The organism is Parabacteroides johnsonii DSM 18315 (genome assembly GCF_025151045.1).
GTDB classification, from domain to species: domain Bacteria; phylum Bacteroidota; class Bacteroidia; order Bacteroidales; family Tannerellaceae; genus Parabacteroides; species Parabacteroides johnsonii.
The window spans coordinates 2,442,278-2,461,250 of record NZ_CP102285.1; the positions used below are offsets into that span (position 1 = coordinate 2,442,278).

Consider the following 18,973-nt stretch of genomic DNA (forward strand, 5'->3'; position numbering starts at 1 on the left):
TGGATTAGAAATTCAATGATATACCACCTGAGATCGTACGGATCGGTGAATAAACATTATCAGAAGCGACATAACCTTGACGTGGATCCAGCCCTTTACGAGCAGTCAACAATGCAACATTATCTGCAACAAAGTACAAACGGACGCCTTCAATCTGTAACTTGCGAGTCAAGTTTTTCGGCAGAGTATAACCCAACGTGATATTTTGCAGACTCAGATAATCAGAGCTTGTCAAAAAGCGGTCAGACAATCTGTTTGTGTACTTATCAGTTATATTCATACGAGGAATGTTTGTATTCTTGTTTTCAGAAGTCCATACATTCAGCATATCTTTATGCAAAGCACTACCTGTAGCAGCAGGGCTCATCAATTCCTGGTATGTGTAGTCCAAAACACGTCCCCCCACCTGGTAAGCGAATGAGATTGACAAATCAAAACCATAAGCAGTAAAACTTGTACCGAATCCTCCATATATTTTGGGAAGAATATCTCCTGTTGCAAAACGATTTTCTGTAGCAGTAGAATAAGACGTTGTAACAGTGTTACCATCAGCATCCGGTTTCAATAAAGCCCACTGGCTTTCCCCTGTTTCAGGATTTACACCGGCATACTTCGGTAAATAAAGCTGATACATAGATTCTCCTTCACGATAGATACGACTACCATCAATCATCTGGCCATTCAGTTCAGGCGCCAGTTCCAACACTTTATTTTTGAAGTGAGTCAAGTTCAAATTTACACTCCATGAAAAATCTTTTGTTTCAATAATATTCGAATTCAAATCGATTTCAACGCCACGATTCACCATAGAACCGACATTTTCCGGGAAACGAGAATATCCCATTGAGGCTGCAACTGGTTTGAAATAAAGCATATCCGTAGTCTTACGAGAGAAGTATTCTGCAGAACCACTCAGCTTACCTCCCCACAACGTAAAGTCAAAACCGGTATTGAAGCTATGAGAAGTTTCCCATGTAATATCTTTATTCCCTTTATAATATAGAGATGTTGAGAAATCTCCATTACTGTTTGCCAAAGTAAACTGATCTTGATATGGATAATAGTTGCGATATAACCCACCTTGATACATCAAATTGTCATTACCCTGCAAACCATAACTGATTTTAAACTTCAACATATTAATCCAACTTTGATTTTCCAGAAAAGCTTCTTTATTCAATAACCAACCTGCACCAATAGACCAAAAGTTACCCCAACGATTATCCGGATGGAAACAAGAAGAAGCATCACGACGATAAGAAGCTGAACCGAAATATTTTCCGTCATAATCATACTGAACACGGAACAACCAACCTTCAGTTGCATAATCTTTTGAATAAGATGAGTTATATTGATTTGAAATACCATTATCCAATTCCGGAACATTCGGATTATACAGTTTTTCACGCTGGCCATATAAATATTGGTATTTATAGTTATAACTTTCATGGCCTGCTAAAACATCCAGATTGTGTACATCATTAAACGTTTTATTGTATGTCAATAAATACTGTTGATTTACACTAAATGTACGTTGGGTTGAAACGGAAATCAAACCACCGACACCTGTCGTTTCCGAATATTGCCCATAAAACGGATTCACCATATCAGTATTACGAACATTATTGGCATCCACTCCAATATTCACCTTAGCCTTAATACCACCCCAGATATCAACATCCGCAAACCATTTGCCACTAACTACGTCTCCGGAATATTTCATTTTGTCCAACATGTAGCTGGCCAGTGGATTAGCATTAGGGATAGTATTACGAGATCCATTCGTATCTTGTCCTTTCTTTCCATAATCATAACGTTGGAAGCCACGGTTATCGGTCATTATATTTCCCTGCGTATCACGGATATACATCGGATATATCGCTCCCATAATATTAGAAGCATAGAATATGTTCGCATTTGAAGATCCCCCTTCTGTATCCTGTTCACGGCTATCATAGTGAGTAAATGAAACATTAGCTCCCATCTTCAACCATGATTTCACTTGATAATCAGCTTTCAAACGAGCAGAATAACGTTGGAAACCTGAATTAGGGACAATACCTTGATCATCCAGATAGCCAGCGGACATATAATAATTCATTTTGTCAGAAGCACCGCTAACACTTAAATTATATTCCTGACGAACATTATTTTCGAAAATTTCATCAGACCAATTATCCGGAGTATAATAATAAGTTCCATCGGAATAACCAAGTGTAGCTTTAGGATTCAATTTTCCATCCATACCAATCAACTGTTCTCCTGTCGGCACAGAATAGACCTGATATCCTAAATAAGTACCGGAAAGTAAAGCTTGATTAGCATATGCATTAGCATTTACCAGATCACCAGCTGCAGCATAGCCTTTCAAGTCTGCATTATAAATAGAAGAATAATTCAGTTCATAGAATTTCGCAGGGTCATTAATTGTTTCATAATTAGGTACTCCACGTTTATTTACCCCCCATTTTGCATCAAAGCTGACACGAGCTTCACCACTTTTACCTTTTTTAGTCGTAATCAAAATAACACCATTAGCACCACGGGCACCATACAACGCATTAGAAGCAGCATCTTTCAACACAGTCATAGATTCGATATCAGAAGTACTAATCGCCGAAATCTCACCGTCATAGGGAACACCGTCAACTACATATAAAGGTTTATTGCTGGCAGAAATAGATCCGATACCACGAATCCGGACTTCAGCATCTTTACCAGGCTGTCCGCTATTACTCGTTGTCTGTACACCAGCAACCTGTCCAGTCAAAGCATTTGTAACATTTGAGGTTTGACGAGATGTGATTTTCTCGCTTTTAATTGTTGCAGCAGATCCAGTGAAAGCACTTTTCTTTGCTGTACCATAAGCAACAACCATCACTTCATCAAGCATCTGATTGTCACCTTCCAACACCACATTTACTTTCGGCTTAACTCCAACTTCCTGAGCCTTCATACCCACGAAGGAAACTACCAGAGTCTTTGCAGAACTCACTCAATATATAATATATTTATTATCAATATATTAATCCATAGTTATTTTCTAATCATCATCCATTTATGAGAGAGAACATTCTAAATACCAAATAGTTTTATTTATCTAATATACAGTATATTAATATGCTTAATGTGAAAAATATCCACACTTGTAATACCTCTCAAATAGTGCCACAGTTCTACCGGCTTACTCCTGATTTTTTGATATAGATTAAACTATCTTATTGGATTCTGATACACATTTTTAAGCCAATACTCAAAAGCTGGATCTTGGATTTCTATTGTATTGCCAGGCAATATATCGATCAAGTCTTTTTCAAGTGTCGCTTTTTTCAGGTTTTTAATGTTTGCTGAAGTTCCCAGTTGATATTGTTTCAAAATGTCTTTAGAAGAAAAATTAACCACTCCATCAGCAACTGCTATCAAAAAGCTAATTTGACGGGAAGTTAAAGTATCTATTATATTGGTAAATAGCAGGCTCAATTGTCCGATTAAGCTGCTGAACGCCTCATTGACAATAGCCTCTGAGCAATCCTTTGAAGTACGCAGCCAAGTTTGCTGGCTTAATTGCTGAGTATAATACGGGTGATTTTTCATTTTATCGGCAATCATACCTGATAGTTCATCCGATATTTGCTTTCCGGTATCAACAAACCGTTGGGATATAAATGCAGCCCAGTCTTTTCGTTCTATTTTTTGTAAGAATAAGATATCGCCAAATTTATAAAAAGGCATACTGTAATCATTGAAAATACTCAGTAACATATGACGTTTACTCCCGTACAAACAATAGCAGACAGATGTATGCGTCTGCCAATGGGCACGAAGTTTACGTTGAAATGCAAGTGAATCCTCATATTCGTTGATATTTTGAAATTCATCGATACAGACAATTATCTTTTTACCCTTATCTTTAGCAATTTGTTGTGGCAAATCTAATATTTCATCATAAGATAACCGGTTATCTTTAAAACTGATACCAAAAGACAATTCATAGTTTTGACTACCCTCAGAAAGAGAAACGGTAGGTGCCATTCGGCTCAAGTATTTTTTTACTCCTGCTACGAATTCCTCCCAAGCAGAAGTAGATATCCGCATTAAGGCATTAGCATAAGCTGTATAAAATTGTTCTTCCGTCCTACAATTAAAAATATCGACCTGACAGACCAGTATATCCTTACTCTCTTCGGATAAAAGTCTGGCACATTTATTTACCAAAGACGTTTTACCCCAGCGGCGTGGAGATATAATAATGGTATTAATGAGATTCTTGAAGTTTTGCGTTAACAAAGCAACCTCGTCTTCCCTATCAGTAAAATTTAAGTCATCGGCAATACGCCCGTAAACAAATGGAGCCTCCATAAGATAATCTTTTTATATATAAACAAATGTAGCAACAATAGTTGGAAGACACAAATATGAAACCGATTAATTTGAAATCAATCTATTTCAAATTAACCAGTTTCATACATATCGACTAAAATAATATTGAAAAAGGAGGTACTGATAATACATAATAGTCACAAAAGAAAATAGGCTGTCATTTTTACATAACAGCCTATTTATCATTTGAATATTATCCTTTTAGAAGTACCCTTCATTCTGTTTGATGTTAGGATTAACATCTATTTCAGACTGTGGTATTGCCAAAATTGTACGATAATCCTGATAACTCGGAGATATAAGATCTGTATTGTTCAGGAAATGATATCCCCCCTTACGAGTTACCGTAATTCCCAAACGCATGATATCATGAAAACGATGACCTTCCATCACTAATTCCTTGCGTCTTTCTTTCAAGACCAATGCTTCGGTAGCAGTCACATCTGAAGCAGAAGGAATAGCACGTTTAATAATTGCATTCAAATATTTGTTTGCACTTGCCTGATCTGCAGAAGGTTTTTTTAATGCAGCCTCAGCAGCAATCAAATAAATATCTGATAGACGAATTACACGGATATTGTTTACAGCCGTTTTACCATTGATGCCTGGATATTTATTCATATAAGTACGTCCCTTGACCGATGTCTCACTCAACAAATTACGACGGATGTCATCCGGATTCTCATTGATAAGATCTTCAAACTCTTTCGTATTGGAAACTGCCGCATATCCTTCAGGATCGACCACATATCCAAACATTTCACGATCACCTGCATCCAAATCTGAGATTTCCAAATCAAATACAGATTCTGAAGAGTATCTTCCTGACCATGCTGCAACATAATCCTCTGTTTTCAGCAAAGAATACGGAGAATTATTAATTACATCCTCAGCATAAGAAAAAGCTTTATCCCAATCTCTTTTATATAGATTGACACGTGCCAGTAACCCTTTTACTGCCCAACTATTGAAACGTCCGTCTTTTACTTCTGTCCCGATACATTTTAAAGCTTCTTCCAAGTCGTTGATAACCATTTCATATCCTTCTGCTACAGTGGAACGACCAGGAAGGTCGTCTGCACTCAAAACATCCTTTACCAGTACGACACCCGGAGTCGCTCCATTTTCCACAAAATAAGGCTTTCCGTATGTAATCAAGAGATTAAAATGGCATAAAGCCCGAAGGGCCAAAGCCTCTCCTTTTGCATTATTGAGCTCGTCTCCTGTAGGAAGGGCTCCTGTTTCAATTGCATTCAGCAATACATTCGCACGATTGATAACAGCATACGGATAACTCCACAAGTTTTCCGGAGAGTTATTCTGACGGTGTGTGAAACGATAATAAGTATCGGTTCTTAAACCACCGGAAGAAATTGTCTGTACATCTTCACCCCCCACTTCAGCACGTGATACAAAATCACAACCATAATAGCTGGCACTTTTTAAACTGTAGTATGTACCATTTAGTGCTGTTTCTACATCTTGTAAAGTCGTGATAGCATCTGTACTGACCAATGAATCTGAAGGGAAAGTTTCCAGATATCCATCACAAGATGTAAATGTTACTGAAGCGATTGCTACAGCAGCAAACATAGATTTTATATTTAGTCTATTCATCATTGTTATTATTTATAGTAAAACGAATTCCGGATTACAATCCGATTTCAATACCAAATGTTACTGATTTCAAGTTCGGCAACGCCCAAGTAGCCACACCATTGACCGGCTGTTCCGGATCAATATTCTTATAAGCAGCCCATGTCAGCAGGTTATTACCAGATGCGAAGATTCTGACATTTCTCATTCCGGCAGCCTGCATCCATTTTGACGGTAAATTATAAGATAATGTCACGGTCTTCAGACGAAGATGATTCGAACTTTTCATGTGACGGGAACTTCCGTAACGAGCATATTGGTAACTATTGACACGTCTCGGGACATCTGTGATGTCACCAGGCTTTTGCCATCTGTCCAGCTGCTGGATACCGATGGACTGATATGCGGTTTCACCATCTGTATCTGTGTATAGCAACGCGGGATCATCCATGATATGTCCACCTAAAGAGAACGAGAACAAAGCACTTAAATCCAAGCCTTTCCAAGAAAGGTTATTTCTCCATCCTCCGGTTACTTTAGGATCCGGTTTTCCGATAATAACACGTTGAGCTTGTGATGGATCTTTTGTCAATTCACGATTAATAGTTCCATCTTCGTTTTCAGTGTTCAATACCCACTGTTCTTCACCGGTTTGAGGATCAACACCAGCCCATTCACGGCTCCACCAAGAATAGTAAGACTCGCCTTCTCTTAAGATGGAAGTTCCGTCAATAATGTCTTTTCCTCCATATAGTTTACTAATCTTGTTTTTGTTATGAGACAAAACAATACCTGTAGACCATTTTACGGCTGTTTCATTGAATACATCATAGTTGATGTCCAATTCTATACCGCGGTTATTCATAGCTCCTACGTTTTTCAATGTGTTTTTGAAACCGGTAGTCATGGAAACCGGAACATCCTGCAACAAGTCTTTTGTTTCACGATTATAGAAATCGAATGCGACACTTAAACGTCCGAACAATCTGGCATCGAAACCGATATTGAAGTTCTCATTCTTTTCCCATCCCAGATCAGGATTAGGGATAGTCGTAGGAGCAGATCCCGGTTGATCCTGATAGTTATAACCATAACCGAACAAACTTAAATGAGAATAAAATTTAGAGGGTAAAGTACCATTTATACCATAAGAAACTCTCAGCTTCAAGTCATCGACATAAGTCAAGTCTTTCATGAAAGCTTCCTGGCTCAATCTCCAAGCACCTGAAACAGACCAGAAATTACCCCAACGTTTGTTTGCTCCTAATCTTGAGCTACCGTCACGACGATAGTTAGCTGAAACATAATACTTGTTGTCATAATCATAATTGATACGGGAAAGTAAAGACAACAGATGATCTTCCTTGTATCCGGATGCAGCCGTCATTGGTTCCGAAGTATTTTCAAGTTCCGGCAGTTTATCGTGCGGATAGTTGGCTCCGACAGCCTGGACATATTGTTCTTTTCTGTCATCGACATCCCAACCGACCAAAACATCCAAATTATGCTTGTCAGCAAATGTATTGGTATAATTCAACACTGTAGATGAATATATATTATGGTGTTGATACGGATATTTAATCATCAAACCTTTGTAAGCCTCACCGTTATTAGAATTCATTGGCCAGTAAGTCGTAGACTGATTGTCAATAAAATCATAACTGATTGTTTCTTTGATTGTCAGGCCTTCGATTATTTTGTAAGACGCCCAAAGAGAATTCGTACTTCTCAATACTTCGGAAGTATTTTTGTCCATCCCTTGGTCTTTTAAAGGGTTGGGTACATTTAACTGATCCAATGGGAAACCTTCGTAGAATGAGCCGTCCTCATTATAGATAGGAAGGTTGGGGATTGCATACCAGTTTTTAACGAAATAGGCATTGGCATAAGCTGTCCCTTCTGAAGCCATTTCGGATTTTTGTTTTGAGAATGAGATGTTCGCCCCCATCTGCATTTTTCCGTCTTTTGACCTGTGGGTTATGTTAGCTCTACCGGTAAAACCTTCCATACCGGTCGTGTTGATCATACCATCTTCTGTTTTGTAGTTTAATGAAGCAAAGAAACTTGTCTGTTCACTACCTCCTTGTGCTGAAAATTCATAATTCTGGTTGAATGCTGTTTTCTTGAACAATGCATCTTCCCAGTTTGAATAGCGATCTCTCAGAGGGGCAAAAGTATCCGCACCATCTTGTGCATAAGCTCTTGCTTCTTCTTCTGACATATCTTTATACAGAATACCTTCATTGTAATATGCTTCATAGGTAAGTTCGTGCTGTTGTTCTCCTGAAACAGTTTCTCTGTTTTTAACAGCCCAATCAGAAAAACCCCAGTTCGCTTTAAAATTGATCTGTGTTTTGCCTTCTTTACCTCTTTTCGTTGTAATAAGAATTACACCATTTGCAGCACGTGAACCATACAAAGAAGCAGCCGCAGCATCTTTCAAAACTGTAATATTTTCAATATCGCTTGGATTGATTGAAGACATAATATTGAAAGCTTTTGAGTCATTGCTTACCCCAGATACAGCAATATCTCCGGAAACAACAGGTACACCATCAATTACATAAAGAGGTTCATTTGTTGCGTTCATAGAACCTGTACCACGAATACGGATACTTAAACCCGCACCAGGCTGTCCACTGCTCGAATTTACGGTCAGACCTGTTGTTGCGCCTTGCAAGGCCTGTTCAAAAGATGTAACAGGTACATCTTTTAATATTTTCTCTGCATTCACCGATGTAGCAGCTCCGGTAAATGAAGACTTTTTAGCTGTACCATAAGCTACAATCATTACTTCATCAAGCATTTGATTATCAGAAGACAATACTACGTGTAATGTCGGCTTGACCCCAACTTCCTGAGCCTTCATACCCACGAAGGAAACAACCAGAGTCTTTGCAGAACTCACTCAATACATAATCATCTTATTATCAATATATTATACTATATTTATTTTTAAATCATCATCCATTTATAAGAGATGACGTTCTAAATGCCCAATAAGCATATTTATTTAATATACAACACATTAAGGTATTTAGTGTAAATAATAGCTACATCCGTAATACTCCCAAATAGCGCTGAAGTTCTACCGATTTCTTTCTGATCTTTTTGATCTAGATTAAACTATTTTGCAGGATTCCGATACACATTTTTAAGCCAATACTCACTACATTTATTTTAAAATATAGCTGCTTCTTTATCTATAAAACTCTATTTACTTACAATGTGTAAGTAAATAAAAAGAGCCGAGTTCTGACTAATAGAACCCGGCTCTCAAAAAATATTATTCTGTCTTTTTATGGAAGAGTAATAAGAATAGAACCACCTTCGCCTGTGTAATCAAATCCACCTTGTAAAGCTTCTATATAATAGTAAGGAGCTAACTGAAATGTTTTGTCATCAAGCTGTTTATTATTTACCAAACTGATTCCTGCAAAATCACTTGGATGGTGAGCATAGATTGCATTTGAAGCATTCCCATCATAGTTGATTCCAATAAAGAATTTATTATAATAAATGATGCCATCCTTAATCCAAAATTCAATATAGTCACACGAAGTTGCGGCTACAGCATTTCCCCATTCACCGTCATCATTTTTCAAACCTTGTTCATAAGGTTTCATTACACGATAACGATCAAAGCCATCCGCTTTTTGAATTTCCACATTATAAGGCTTTTCTGTAAAAGCTAAAACATCTGCAAATGTACCAGTCCCCAAAGATACCCAGTTATAGTCTTTATTAACCGTAACTGAAACAGTATTACTACCACTTATAGGTTCATTTGTATTATCCAATGTTAATGTGACATTCAATTCTTTGCCAATTTCCAAAGGAGATACATTCACAGTGATTTTTGTCATATTTTCACCTGCTGCAAAAGTATAGCCAGAAACGGTACAACCGCTCAATGGTTCGTCATCTACCATAGCAGTCAATGCAACAGTTCCACTTAATTCACCACCAGCATTTGCACGTACAATGTCTACAGTAAAAGTCGGATCAACCGGTGAAACTGTAATGTTGGCTAAAGAAGCATTTATAAAGGCCGCCCCATCTGTAGCATCTGTATATATAGCACATTCTTGTTCACTATCACAGGCAGTAAAGCTCAGTGTAATTAATAGAAGAGCTATCAATGTTGATATTTTTGAAATATATTTCATCGCTTTAATCTTTTAATCAGTGAATAAATTTTATTTAGTATCACCTACCGGATTTTGGTCTTTTGTCGGATCCATATTAACATTTCCATCAAACTCAGTTTGGGGAATTGTCAATACCCACATATAGCTTTCCGGGTCATTTGCATTGCGATTAACAAGCAAAGCATCAGTTGGCCAACCCATTTCTGCAGTTCGTTTGAATCCCTGTTTCAAACGGCGAATGTCATAAATACGCCCAAATTCACCCCAAAGTTCAATTCTGCGTTGTGTAATAATTTCTTCCAATAGCGAACCTGTATAATCGGTAGTCAATTTTCCCATAGATGTACCGGATTTTTGAGCACAGTTGTAAGATGCGTCACGCTTACTCATCAAATCCATTAAGTATTCACGTGCACCGGCGTCATTTCCTAAACGGCATTCAGCCTCCGCTGCAATAAGATACATCTCTTCAATACGCATCCAGACATAGTCTCCCATCCAAGTTTGGATATCGGAAAACTTAAATTTTTCCTGTTGATAACCACCATCTTTATTGTTGGCATCTTTGGGATTCCACCATACCAGACGTTCGTCTTCCGTACCTATTTTTCCATACAGTTCCTTGCTGATCTGCTTACGGGCTGTTGCTCCATATTTATCGGCTGTGGCATCCATGTGTGAAAACAAGCTTGCATACATACCGCTTTGATCAGAAATGATTTCAGCTCCCCACATGACATTAGATGCGCTCGTACTGTTCAGACCTTTAAATTCTGAAACTTTTGCAATCGTGCATTTACTTGTCGCAATTGCATCTTCTGACGCTTTTTTAGCTGTAGCCCAATCTTCCATCACTAATGCGATACGAGCTTGTAAGCCCAAAGCCGTGGTATAGTCAATATGTGAAATATGTTTACGAGTTGTACCGTTCAATTTTTCGACTGCTTTGTTGATGTCACTCACAATCTGATCGTATGTCTCTTGTACCGTAGAACGTGGTTTACCTTCCGTTCCGGCAACTGTCGGCTCGATATAGATCGGACAACAAGGTTCAGCCTCATGCCCTTTATAAGTCCGGGCAAAGCTCTGCGCCAACATAAAATAAGAATAAGCACGTATTGCGTAAGCTTGCCCCATAATGTAGTTTACTTCCGCTTCTGTACCAGCCATAGTCTCTTCTGCTGCAAGTATATAATTTGCATTAGATATCCAAGTATAATAGCAATTCCATAAATCATATGGACGCCAAGTAGTAGTGGTATATCTACTTTTTACGTTATACAAACAATCGTACCAAAACCAACCGCTACCAGCTGCGGACATGATCATGTCTTCTCCCATAACATCAGCCATCAGATTGTAAGCACTGATACCGAAGCACTGATGCGTGTTTCCTGTTGGAGACCATGCTGAATACATGGAACGATAAAGACCGTTCAGGGGAACTAAAGCCGCATTTGCATTTGCCAATAGTCCACTCCCGGACATTGAATCGGTCGGATTGGTATCAAGAGAACTTTCCAAGCAAGACGACAGAGTCGTACAAGCCACCAAACCGGCAATCATATATTTAAATATCTTTTTCATCTTGTTTCTTATAAAATAATGTTTCTATTTTAGAAATTAATTTCTACACCAAAAGAATAAGTCTTATTAGGAGCATATGAATAATCCGTTTCACCTTTGAAACTATATTGAGGATCCATACCTTGCAAATGTGAGAATAATGCCAAATTATCAATAGAGCCAAATACACGGACATTACCCAATTTTGCTTTTCTCATCCAGTCCTTAGGCAAAGAATAACCTAATGTGATATTTTTGATTGCAAAATAAGATGCATCAACTAAAAAGCGATCTGTTGTTGTATAAGAACCATTGATTTCCACACGAGGAACATCTGTGATATCTCCTGGTTTCTGCCAACGGCGCAACTGGTGTTTGTTCCATGTATTTGTCGCATATTGAGCATTCATAGAGCCCATATACAGGCCATCATATATCTTACCACCAATAGAATAAGAAGTCAAGATTGATAAATCAAAACCTTTGTAAGAAAAATCAGTACCAATACTTCCGTAGAGATCTGGAATACGACTTCCCAAATAATATTTGCTGGTTGATGCTTTCGAATAGTCGTCACTAATACGTTCATTGATGATATTTCCATTCTCATCCTTGTCGTACACCCAATAAAGCTGAGCTCCTGTTGCCGGATCTACTCCTGCAGATTTAGCCATATAGAATGTATTGATAGGCATACCTTCTTTGATACTATAAACACCTTTAATAATTTCAGGTGCTGTATTAGTCAGTTTCAAAACTTTATTTTTTACAGTAGATCCCATCAAACTTATATTCCAAGTGAAATCGTCTGTTTTAATAGCCGTACCTCTTACTTCAAATTCAAAACCTGAGTTTCTCATATCCCCGACATTAGCATTGTAGCCATTGAATCCTGTAGAGGTTGCCATCGGATAGCTTAACAACATATCGACTGTCTTACGATTGTAATATTCTGCATTGACAGATAAACGACTTCCAAAGAATGTAGCTTCTACACCGACATTCAAATTTCCATTCTTCTCCCAAGACACAACCTGATTTTCCAAAGAAGAAACCATACCTCCGATCTGATTTGAATTCGGCCATCCCAGATCATACAAACTTTGCCACAAATAATAGTTGCTCGTCTCATCCGAATTTAAGATATTATCGTTACCTTGTTGTCCATAACTTAATTTCAAAGACAGGTTGTCGACCCACTTAACATCTTCCATAAATGCCTCTTTAGAAATACGCCAGTTTCCACCTATAGACCAGAATGTACCCCAACGATGGTCTTTATGAAAGCGAGAAGATCCGTCAGTACGCAATGATGCTGAGAAATAATATTTTTCATCATAATTATAGTTGAAACGTCCTAACCACGATTCGATACGATATTTGTCCGTATAAGAATCGGCTGCATACAAAGTTGTTCCTGGACGAAGTTCAAGGATACCGTCTACCAGATTTGTCTTACCTGCTTGTAAATATTCATAACTATAAGCATAAAACTCATGTCCGGCCAGAACATCAAAAGAATGTAATCCGAAAGAACGGTTCCATGACAACAGTTGGTTAAAAGTATAACTCTGCATACGTGTATTATACTTGGTCAGCAAACCACCTGCTGTAGCTTGGTTACCGTGATACATATTCATATAACTCATCCGTGCCTGATTACGGTAATCAAGACCGAAATTCACATTCAGTTTAATTCCCTTGAAAATTCCGAAGTTATCTTTATCCGAACCAAAAGTCACGCCAGTACGAAGACTCGCTACATCATTCTTTTTATTCGACTTGTCATCAGTCAAACCGCCAACCGGATTGTAATCTGTATAACTTCCCGGACGCCCATTTTCACCATAGTCCAACTGAGGTCTACCATCTTCACCTAATACATTCTTTCCATCCAACCCTTTCATATAGACAGGGAATAATGGTGAAACAAACTGAGCAGAATACCATACATTTGATGTGGAAGATCCGTCATAATCACTATAATCCTGTACAGAATTAGATAAGGAAGCATTTACATTGGCCTTAAACCAATCTGTTACATTGGAATTAACGTTTACACGAGCATTGTAACGTTGGAAACCTGTATTGATAAGAATACCGTCTTCATTCAGATAACCAAGAGAAAACATATATTTTGTTTTTTCAGAACCTCCATTTACAGATAATTGGTGTTCTTGTCTGAATGCATTATCTCGTTGAACTGCATCCATCCATCGTTCATCCCAGGCAGAAACAGCATCAGCTTGTACCATTCCTGTTTCAGGATTGATCAAATTGTCCCATGTATAATTCTTAAATGGGTTATATAGTTCACCTCCTAAATTGGCACTTAGACCAGCTCTTGCCATCTGTTGTGCTTGTTCCCATGAATAGCCAGAGTTGAAAGCATAACCGTTACGAAGAGCTTCATAAGTTAATTGCACAAATTCTTTCTGATCGACCATGTCATACGGCTGGATAGCACGTGAGGCCCATCCTACAGTAGAACGCCATGTTACTTGAGCTTTTCCTTCTTTACCCTGTTTAGTTGTGATCATAACGACACCGTTCGCACCACGCGCACCGTACAAAGCACCAGCAGAAGCGTCCTTCAATACAGTCATAGACTCAATATCAGACGGATTGATAGAACTTAAAGAACCATCGAACGGAATACCATCGACAACGTACAAAGGGTCTTGTGATGCATTAATTGAACCATAACCACGGATTACAATGGAAGCATCTTCACCAGGCTGTCCGGATCCTGAAGTTGTCAACAGACCTGTAGCCTGCCCTTCTAACCCTTTTGTTAAGTTCGTAATAGGACGAAGTTCTAACTTTTCATTATTAATCGTAGAAGCCGATCCCGTAAAAGAACTTTTTTTCGCGGTTCCATAAGCGACGACCATTACTTCATCAAGCATCTGGTTGTCAGATTCCAAAACAATTTTCAAATCAGATTTCACTCCAACTTCCTGAGCCTTCATACCCACGAAGGAAACAACCAGAGTCTTTGCAGAACTTGGTACATCCAGAGAAAATGCACCGTTAAAATCTGTTACTGTACCTATAGTCGTACCTTTAACAACTATAGATGCACCAATGATGGGCTCGTTGTCTTCCGCCGAAATAACAGTACCTGTTACTTTCGTCGTCTGAGCGTTGGCCATCCCAATACCTAATAATAGGCAGAATAAAAGGAAAGTTAACCTTTTCATAGACACACTTTTTTTGTTTAACTTATAAATAACTAATTTGCACTATCTGTTTTTATACGTACAAGCAATGTATAAATATTCCTAAGAGTGGGCAAATGTAATAATAAATTTATTATAACAACTAAAAACTAATAGGATTTTACAAAAATGGGGATGATAATTAACAAAAGATCATGCAAAATCGATATTTTGTATTGATTTTGCATGAAATTTCTTTTAATTCCGCCCCTTTAAAATTTCCTATTTTTAACCCTTCGTTTTTGAGTCATTTCAAGGGGGCAAAAAACAGTTTAGGACCACCAGGGTAGAAAATTCCGAAAACCTGATGAAGGGGTGTAGAATTTGAAGCTATTGGGAGAATGAGAATTCAGCATCAGGTTTGCCTCTGTAAAGCTATGCCTTAGTGACCGTAATGCATAGCTTTATCCATCGTAACCAATAGGGTTTCGGATCGAATGCTAACCTATAATGAGTTTACTCGTTTTTGTTCTTTGACAATTTGCCATTTTTCTATGACAAAGCATGATATTTTGCCATGTTAAAAAATATTACCCGCTATACTAATTCCAAATATGTGGGGTACTAATTCGATTTTGGCGGGCGAGTAGTGACATTTTGATAAAATCAAATTCCTCCCAATACAATATTAGCGTCAATATTCAATTTTTTGCTTATCTCACGCACAACTTTCAAAGTTGGTTCCCATCTTTTAAGGGAAGAAGTACTTCTACGCGTTTTACTGCCCATTCGTATTGGACTTGATTTTCAATATATAATTCAAAATAATATTCTAATATTAATAATAATAAAATCGAAGTTTGGGATGGGGAAATTAGTAGAATGATAGTCCCGTTTAAAGGCTTTCTTGAATAGGATGTTACTTGAATTATTAATGCTAATGTATTGTTTGTAAATGAAATACACGTTATTACTGCTTGATGTATCTTGTTCTATATACATAAAGATAATTGAATTGGATAGAAGCGTAAAGTATTGATAATCATTAATTTTTAATGGTATCAAGTTCTGCAAAGACTCTGGTAGTTTCCTTTGTGGGTATGAGAGCCCAGGAAATTGGGGTAAAATCTAACTTAAAAATTTTTATGGAATCTGACAATCAGATGCTTGAAGAAGTAATGGTTGTCGCTTATGGTACTGCTAAAAAATCTGCATTTACAGGATCTGCGGCTGTTCTCAAATCTGAAGAGATCGGTAAAATACAGACATCAAATGCCATGAGTACACTGGCCGGTAAAGCTGCCGGCGTGCAACTGTCTACAGCATCAGGACAGCCTGGTGTTTCTTCACCAAGTATTCGTATTCGTGGTATCAGTTCTATCAATGCCGGCAATACTCCGTTGATCATCCTCGATGGTTCTCCTTTTGACGGAGATATGAACAGTATCAATACGCAGGATATTGAATCAATGACTGTGTTGAAGGACGCAGCTTCAAATGCTCTGTATGGTGCACGTGGTGCCAATGGTGTGATTATGATTACGACAAAACAAGGACAAAAAGGAGATGCGCGTGTGACATTAGATGCCAAATGGGGTGTAAACTCACGTGCAACTAAAACATATAATACGATTAATGATCCTGCACAATACTATGAAGTCTATTACACAGGTTTGAAAAATATGTTTATGGCTAACGGAAACGGTGCAGCACAGGCTCACTATCTGGCTAACCAAAACTTGTGTGCCAACAACAGTTACGGATTGTGGTATAATGTGTTTAATGTACCTGCAGGTCAGGCTATGATCGGTAGTAACGGAAAGTTGAATCCGAACGCTACAATCGGTAATCTTGTCAATTACAACGGACAGGAATATCTTTTGACTCCTGATGATTGGTTGGATGCTGCCTACAAAAACAGTTTGCGTCAAGAGTACAATGTAACAATCTCTTCCGGTAACCAGAAAAGTTCTTTTTATTCTTCTTTCGGTTATTTGAAAAACGAAGGTATTGTAGACAATTCTGATTATACTCGTTTTGTCGGTCGTTTGAAAGCGGATTATCAAGTAAAAGATTGGTTGAAAGTGGGTGCGAATGCCTCTTTCACTCATTACGATATGAATTCTTTCGTAAGTGGTGGCGATGGTGACGGAAGTTCGGTTTCTTCCGGTAATATTTTCGCTGCGGCTACTCAAGTGGCTCCAATCTATCCATTGTTTATCCGCGATAAAAACGGTAATGTACTGATTGATGCAAATGGCAATACGATGTACGATTATGGAGATGGTGGAAATGCTGGTTTGGAACGTCCTGTGTTTGGCAAATCTAATGCTTTGTCAGATGCTATTCTAAACACTTATGCAACAGATGGCAATACGATTAACGGAACTGCTTTTGCAGAAATTTCTTTCCTTAAAGATTTTAAGTTTACAACAACAAACAGTGTTTATGTAGATGAAAGCCGATTGACAACTGTAACAAATCCTTATTACGGTAGTTACGCTTCTTCAAACGGTATTTTAGGAAAAACACATAGTCGGAGATATTCAGTCAACTATCAGCAGTTATTGAACTATGTAAAATCAATCGGATTACATAATATCACAGCGATGATTGGTCACGAATATTATCGGACGCAGTACTTCTATACTTATGGTAGCAAATCCAATATGTTCGACCCAAGCAACCACGAACTGGCCGGTGCCGTGACTGACGGTTCTTCCAATTCATATACAACAGATTATAATACGGAAGGTTATTTTGCCCGTGTACAATATAATTTCGATGAAAAATATTACGCTTCAGCTTCTTATCGTCGAGATGCTTCTTCCCGTTTCCATCCGGATAACCGTTGGGGTAATTTCTGGTCAGCCGGTGCTGCTTGGTTGATTTCAAAAGAAAACTTTTTCCAGAACAGCGATGCTTTGAAATTTATCGATATGTTAAAGATCAAGGCTTCTTATGGTTCACAAGGTAATGACAATATCGCCGACAGTTATGAAACACCCCGCTATACAAATACGTATGATATCGTAAACTCGTCAGGCCACCCGGCATCAGTGCCTAAAGTATTAGGAAATAAAGACATCACATGGGAAACAAACGGAAACTTCAATGCTGGTTTTGATTTTGAAATGTTCAAAAGCCGTTTTAGCGGTACTTTTGAATTCTTTAATCGCAAGACTTCCGATATGCTATTCTCATTCCCATTGCCTCCTTCTTATGGTTATACATCTTATTATGCCAATATCGGTGATATGCGTAACAGAGGCCTCGAATTGGATTTGAAAGGTGTTATTCTCCAAACCAAAGATTTTTATTGGGATGTGAATGTCAATCTGACCCACTACAAAAACAAAGTAAGCTACTTGCCGGATGAACGTAAGACAATGACTACTCCTGAAGGCGTACAAGGTTATTCCAGCGGAAACCATTTCTTCGGTGAAGGTATTCCATTGTATACATTCTATATGCAGAAATATGCAGGTGTCAATGAACAGGGAGAAGCTCTTTATTTTAAAGATGTAAAAGACGATAAAGGTAATATTACACGCGAAAAGACAACTAACTACTCTGAAGCAACCCAGTATCTTTGCGGTTCTTCTCTGCCAGATGTATATGGTGGTTTTGGAACATCTGTAAGCTGGAAAGGATTTGACTTCTCGATTGATTTCGCATACCAGATTGGTGGAAAGGTATACGACGGGGATTATTCTTCTGCTATGAATTCTCCTACAGCCAGCAGTAAAGGACATGTAATCCACGCCGATATATTGAATGCATGGACTCCGGAAAATACAACGTCCAATATTCCTCGTTTCCAATATGGAGATTCTTATACCGCAGCGACATCTGATCGTTTCTTGACAAGCGGTTCTTACCTGAGTCTACAGAACATTAACTTCGGCTATACTTTGCCAACTAGAGTTTGCCGCCCGTTAGGCATCCAAAAATTAAGACTTTATCTGGCTGCCGATAATGTTGCCTTGTGGACAAAACGTCAAGGATTGGATCCACGACAGACTATCTCCGGAGAGGGTACAGCTTCTTACTATGCACCGATTCGTACCGTATCAGGTGGTATAACACTTACATTTTAATTGAAAAAAGAATTAGAAG

Annotated in this window: 8 protein-coding genes; 1 reads left to right on the forward strand and 7 read right to left on the reverse strand. The window is 38.2% G+C overall.

Annotation, left to right across the window (positions count from 1 at the left end):
* Nucleotides 1–4: 4 nt before the first annotated feature.
* From NQ564_RS10020 to NQ564_RS10050, 7 genes are all read right to left on the reverse strand, one after another.
* Nucleotides 5–2,956 carry a SusC/RagA family TonB-linked outer membrane protein gene (locus NQ564_RS10020; RefSeq protein WP_260056320.1) on the reverse strand — a complete coding sequence of 984 codons (2,952 nt, stop codon included), beginning with the start codon at nucleotides 2,954–2,956 and terminating at the stop codon, nucleotides 5–7.
* Between the two features lie 257 nt (nucleotides 2,957–3,213).
* A complete protein-coding gene (locus NQ564_RS10025; protein WP_008150749.1) occupies nucleotides 3,214–4,359 on the reverse strand; it encodes an AAA family ATPase in 1,146 nt (381 codons plus the stop codon).
* 222 nt (nucleotides 4,360–4,581) lie between these two features.
* Complete coding sequence (locus tag NQ564_RS10030) at nucleotides 4,582–6,000, reverse strand: RagB/SusD family nutrient uptake outer membrane protein (protein ID WP_008150747.1); 1,419 nt, start codon at nucleotides 5,998–6,000, stop codon at nucleotides 4,582–4,584.
* Nucleotides 6,001–6,031: 31 nt separating this feature from the next.
* A complete protein-coding gene (locus tag NQ564_RS10035) occupies nucleotides 6,032–8,845 on the reverse strand; it encodes a SusC/RagA family TonB-linked outer membrane protein (protein WP_260057429.1) in 2,814 nt (937 codons plus the stop codon).
* A 430-nt stretch (nucleotides 8,846–9,275) separates the two neighbouring features.
* Entirely contained in the window at nucleotides 9,276–10,145 is an 870-nt protein-coding gene (locus NQ564_RS10040) for a hypothetical protein (RefSeq protein WP_021863017.1), read from the reverse strand.
* Between the two features lie 30 nt (nucleotides 10,146–10,175).
* Entirely contained in the window at nucleotides 10,176–11,714 is a 1,539-nt protein-coding gene (locus tag NQ564_RS10045) for a RagB/SusD family nutrient uptake outer membrane protein (protein WP_008150754.1), read from the reverse strand.
* A gap of 29 nt (nucleotides 11,715–11,743) precedes the next feature.
* Nucleotides 11,744–14,896 (reverse strand): SusC/RagA family TonB-linked outer membrane protein, encoded by a 3,153-nt coding sequence (locus tag NQ564_RS10050; protein WP_259032719.1) that lies wholly within the window; start codon nucleotides 14,894–14,896, stop codon nucleotides 11,744–11,746.
* Between the two features lie 1,058 nt (nucleotides 14,897–15,954).
* On the opposite strand from NQ564_RS10050, the gene NQ564_RS10060 reads away from it, so the two are divergent.
* Nucleotides 15,955–18,954 carry a SusC/RagA family TonB-linked outer membrane protein gene (locus NQ564_RS10060; RefSeq protein WP_081582520.1) on the forward strand — a complete coding sequence of 1,000 codons (3,000 nt, stop codon included), beginning with the start codon at nucleotides 15,955–15,957 and terminating at the stop codon, nucleotides 18,952–18,954.
* Nucleotides 18,955–18,973: the final 19 nt, after the last annotated feature.

Coding starts and splice junctions, on each gene's coding strand:
- NQ564_RS10020 (WP_260056320.1), bottom strand. CDS start 2,956: ATGAAGGCTCAGGAAGTTGGAGTTAAGCCGAAAGTAAATGTGGTGTTG.
- NQ564_RS10025 (WP_008150749.1), bottom strand. CDS start 4,359: ATGGAGGCTCCATTTGTTTACGGGCGTATTGCCGATGACTTAAATTTT.
- NQ564_RS10030 (WP_008150747.1), bottom strand. CDS start 6,000: ATGATGAATAGACTAAATATAAAATCTATGTTTGCTGCTGTAGCAATC.
- NQ564_RS10035 (WP_260057429.1), bottom strand. CDS start 8,845: ATGAAGGCTCAGGAAGTTGGGGTCAAGCCGACATTACACGTAGTATTG.
- NQ564_RS10040 (WP_021863017.1), bottom strand. CDS start 10,145: ATGAAATATATTTCAAAAATATCAACATTGATAGCTCTTCTATTAATT.
- NQ564_RS10045 (WP_008150754.1), bottom strand. CDS start 11,714: ATGAAAAAGATATTTAAATATATGATTGCCGGTTTGGTGGCTTGTACG.
- NQ564_RS10050 (WP_259032719.1), bottom strand. CDS start 14,896: ATGAAAAGGTTAACTTTCCTTTTATTCTGCCTATTATTAGGTATTGGG.
- NQ564_RS10060 (WP_081582520.1), top strand. CDS start 15,955: ATGAGAGCCCAGGAAATTGGGGTAAAATCTAACTTAAAAATTTTTATG.